Here is a 3,915-nt window from a genome sequence, read left to right on the forward strand (position 1 = left end):
CCGAAGCGCACTTGCCCTACGACCGGCCCCCGCTCACCAAAGACGGCGTTGAAGGGTGAACTGAATACCCACGCTTCGCACCGACTACGAAGCACTCAGGGTCGACGTCCGAACATCCACTCCCGCTACGGGGCTCGACACCGAAGCCAAGCAAGTGCATACCGCGGCAGGGGCGATCGACTACGACTTCCTCGTCATCGCAACCGGAGCATCGCCGATTCTGCTTCCGGGCTCGGCGCGGCAGCTCGCCGTGCGGACCGTCGAAGACTCCCGCTCGCTTCGTGAACAGTTGGTTCCGGGTGCGAAAATCGTTCTGGTAGGGGCGAGTTGGATCGGAGCAGAGGTTGCGACCGCAGCTCTTGCCGCGGGTGCCGACGTGACGTGCGTCGAATTCGGGCCGGCGCCGCTGGCCGGTGCGCTCGGCGAAGAAATCGGGCTCCGATTCGTGGACTGGTGGTCGGAGGTCGACCTGCGGCTCGGCGTCGGGGTCAAGTCAGTGACAGACACCGGAGTCGAATTGAGCTCGGGCGAGCACATCGCTGCCGACGTCGTCGTCGCAGGCATCGGCGTCAGACCGGACACTTCTTGGCTCGAAGGTTCGGGGCTGAAGATCGACCGCGGCGTGGTCGTCGACGAGCAGCTACGTACATGCGATCCTCACGTGTTCGCTGTCGGTGACGTCGCTGTCCGATGGTCGCCTCGCACCAACGACCATCTGCTCGCGGAACATTGGGACGATGCCAGAACAGGACCCGACGCCATCGCGCGCACATTGGTGGGAGACGCACCGGTAGCTCACGATCCGGTGCCGTACTTCTGGAGCGATCAATTCGGGCACAAGCTCCAGTATGTCGGCCACCACAGCGCGGAAGACCACCCAGTGATCAGGAATGGCGACGACGGTAAATGGGCCGTTGCCTGGCTCGATGAAACAGGTCTGTTGACAGCGCATTTGAGTATCGATACCCCGAAACTGATGATCGGCGCACGCGCTGCCATAGCCGGCGGCGTACGGCCTGATCCCGTTGCCCTACAGGACATGACACAACCGCTCGGCCAATAGAGGAGACACTCACGATGACCGCTACAGTTCCCGCCGCAACGACATTGAAGAGCTACGACAAACTGTTCATCGGGGGAAGATGGGTCGAGCCATCCTCCGACAGGGTGATCGAGGTGGTCTCGCCGATCACCGAAGAACTCCTCGCGACCGTTCCGGAAGCTATGCCTGCCGACATCGACAAAGCGGTTGCCGCGGCGCGCAAGGCATTCGACGAGGGTCCGTGGCCCCGCATGACGCCCGCTGAGCGAGCGCCTTACCTGATCCGCATTCAGGAAGAAGTGGAAAAGCGCTTCGACGCGATGACCGAGGCGTTCACCGCGGAGATCGGAGCTCCTGCAGGCGCAAGCGTCGCGTTCCACAACAACGCACTCAAGATGTGGGGCGACGCATCGACTCTGCACGAGCGCTTCGAGTTCGAAGAGGAGCGCAGCTGGGCCGAGGGCCACGGCACACTCGTCCGCGAGCCCATCGGTGTGGTCGCGACGATCATTCCGTGGAACGGCCCTGTTGCCACTGCGTCGCTCAAGATTGCACCGGCGCTCGCCGCGGGATGCACCGTCGTCCTCAAGCCGGCACCCGAAGGCCCGGTCAGCACGATGATTCTTGCCGAGGCCCTCGAAGCTGCCGGTCTGCCCGAAGGCGTCATCAGCCTGCTCCCAGGTGGACGTGAGACCGGCGAACATCTGGTGCGGCACAAGGACGTCGACAAGATTTCGTTCACCGGCTCGACCATCGCCGGCCGCAAAATCATGAGCATCTGCGGCGAGCGCATCGCCCGCGTCACCCTCGAACTCGGTGGCAAGTCGGCAGGCATCATCGCGGACGACATCGCCCTCGACAAGGTCTTCCCGGCTCTCGCGTTCGCCGGCATCGGACACAGCGGACAGGTGTGTGCGGCCATCACGCGCATCGTCGTACCGCGTCACCGCCAGGACGAGATCGTCGAGACCATCAAGGCGATCTTCGAGTCTGTTCCGGTCGGCGATCCTCGTGAAGAAGGCACCGTCATCGGCCCCTTGGCTGCTGAGCGTCAGCGCACCCGCGTTCTGGATTACATCGAGGTCGGAAAGGCAGAGGGCGCACGTCTGGTCACCGGTGGCGGCCGCCCAGCCGGTATCGATAAGGGCTGGTACGTCGAGCCGACGTTGTTCGCGGATGTCACCAACGACATGCGCATCGCTCGGGAAGAGATCTTCGGCCCGGTAGTCGTGGTGATCCCGTTCGACAGCATCGACGAGGCCGTCGCGATCGCCAACGATTCCGATTACGGATTGTCGGGTGCTGTCTACGCGGAGGACGCGTCGTTGGCCGAGAGCGTGGCCCGACGCATTCGGACCGGCCAGATCTCGGTGAACAGCTGGGACATGTGCGTGACGCAACCGTTCGGCGGTTACAAGCAGTCCGGGCTCGGCCGCGAAGGAAACGTCGAGGGCTTGAGTTCGTTCCTCGAAACCAAGCTGATCCAGTTCGCCAACTAGCTGCAGACGGACGAAGGGCCCCTCTCGTGAGGGGCCCTTTCTGCGGTCCGGGTCTACCCGGGAATGTCGACCCGCACCGACAGGAGACTCGCATCACGAGTGCTTTCCCGCGCATGCTCAGATGACGACGGTGCGGCGCAGGCGAACAGCGTACGTCCGTCCTGGCCACCGAGCATGCACGCAAAAACACCAGTGGGAAAAGCTCTTTCGTCGACGATCTCGCCGCCTTCGACGACGCGTATCAGACGCTGATGGAGTGCGTCGGCCACCCAGATGGCTCCTTCGGAGTCCAGGCCGATCCCGTCGGGGGCAACCTGGGCCGCGTTCATCGCGTCCTTGACCGTGCTGCGCGGTACCTCCGGTCCGAAGGTCGCCCAGCTGCGTCGATTGCTCAGTGATCCGTCTTCGGCTATGTCGAACGCTGTCATGCGGTTGCCCATCGATTCGGCAACGACCAATGTACGGTCCTGCGTGACAACGGAACCGTTGGGAAACAGCAGATCTCCAGCTGCAATGTCGGAATCGCCGTTCGGGGCAACATGGATCAGTACCGCCGATTCGACATACGAGCGACTACGGAACTCGAAGCCGAACGTACTGATGTAGGCGTGACCGCGATCGTCGACGACCATGTCGTTGAGTTTTCCGGTGGCAAGCGCCGAGACATCGGCGTGGGTGACGAGGGTGCCGTCGGGTTCACGTCTGAAAATCAGCCCATCGGTCATCGACACGATGAGAAGGCGGCCGTCGGGCAGCCAACCGAGACCCGACGGCCGCCCGGGAACTATCGCTTCGACGCAAACGTCACCGTCATCGCCAATCGAAAGAACCTCGTGGGCATACAGGTCCGATACCCAGATCCTTCCGTCGTGCCAGCGTGGGCATTCGAGGAAAGCGCGATCGGTGACGACGGTGGTGATGTCGCTGGTGCTGGTCATTGTGGAGTCCTTTTCGTATGAATTTCTATGTTGTCAGTTGCCTATTCTCGAGATGCCGCGACCATGTCTTCGCGTTCGACTACCTTGACGCGTTCGCGTCCTTCTTCTTCGCCGAGGGAGCGTTCGTGTGCGTCGAGGCGGTACCAGCCGTCCCAGGTGGTGAACGGAACCTGCTTGCCTTCGAGGAACGAGGTGACGGCGTCGAGATCGGGTTCGGTGGCACCGGCGAAGCTCGGTGCGTCTTCGAGGAGGTTGGCGACGGTTTCGTTGGCGTCGCCTTTGGTGTGTCCGATGAGGCCGACGGGTCCGCGTTTGATCCAGCCGGTGACGTAGGTGGCGGGAACCGGTGTGGTCGAGTGCGGCGTCTCGACGACGCGTCCGGCCTCGTTGGGGATGGTGCCGGCTTGTTCGTCGAACGGGAGTTGGCTGATGTTCT

The 3,915-nt window shown here is 62.8% G+C and carries 3 protein-coding genes and 1 pseudogene; 2 read left to right on the forward strand and 2 right to left on the reverse strand.

Features of this window, described 5'->3' with window-relative positions; genetic code table 11:
• The first annotated feature begins 154 nt into the window (after nt 1-154).
• Together RHODMAR_RS07920 and RHODMAR_RS07925 are read left to right on the forward strand one after the other, a co-directional pair.
• Complete coding sequence (locus RHODMAR_RS07920) at nt 155-1,063, forward strand: NAD(P)/FAD-dependent oxidoreductase (RefSeq protein WP_008713214.1); 909 nt, start codon at nt 155-157, stop codon at nt 1,061-1,063.
• A gap of 14 nt (nt 1,064-1,077) precedes the next feature.
• Nucleotides 1,078-2,541, forward strand: coding sequence for an aldehyde dehydrogenase (locus tag RHODMAR_RS07925; protein ID WP_008713216.1), 1,464 nt, complete (start codon nt 1,078-1,080; stop codon nt 2,539-2,541).
• 53 nt (nt 2,542-2,594) lie between these two features.
• Here RHODMAR_RS07925 and RHODMAR_RS07930 read toward each other — a convergent pair whose 3' ends face one another.
• Together RHODMAR_RS07930 and RHODMAR_RS07935 are read right to left on the reverse strand one after the other, a co-directional pair.
• Nucleotides 2,595-3,479, reverse strand: coding sequence for an SMP-30/gluconolactonase/LRE family protein (locus RHODMAR_RS07930; RefSeq protein ID WP_008713218.1), 885 nt, complete (start codon nt 3,477-3,479; stop codon nt 2,595-2,597).
• Nucleotides 3,480-3,520: 41 nt separating this feature from the next.
• Nucleotides 3,521-3,915, reverse strand: a pseudogene (locus RHODMAR_RS07935) (pyridine nucleotide-disulfide oxidoreductase); the annotation flags it as partial.

It is taken from the genome of Rhodococcus sp. AW25M09 (assembly GCF_000333955.1).
Lineage (GTDB): Bacteria > Actinomycetota > Actinomycetes > Mycobacteriales > Mycobacteriaceae > Rhodococcoides.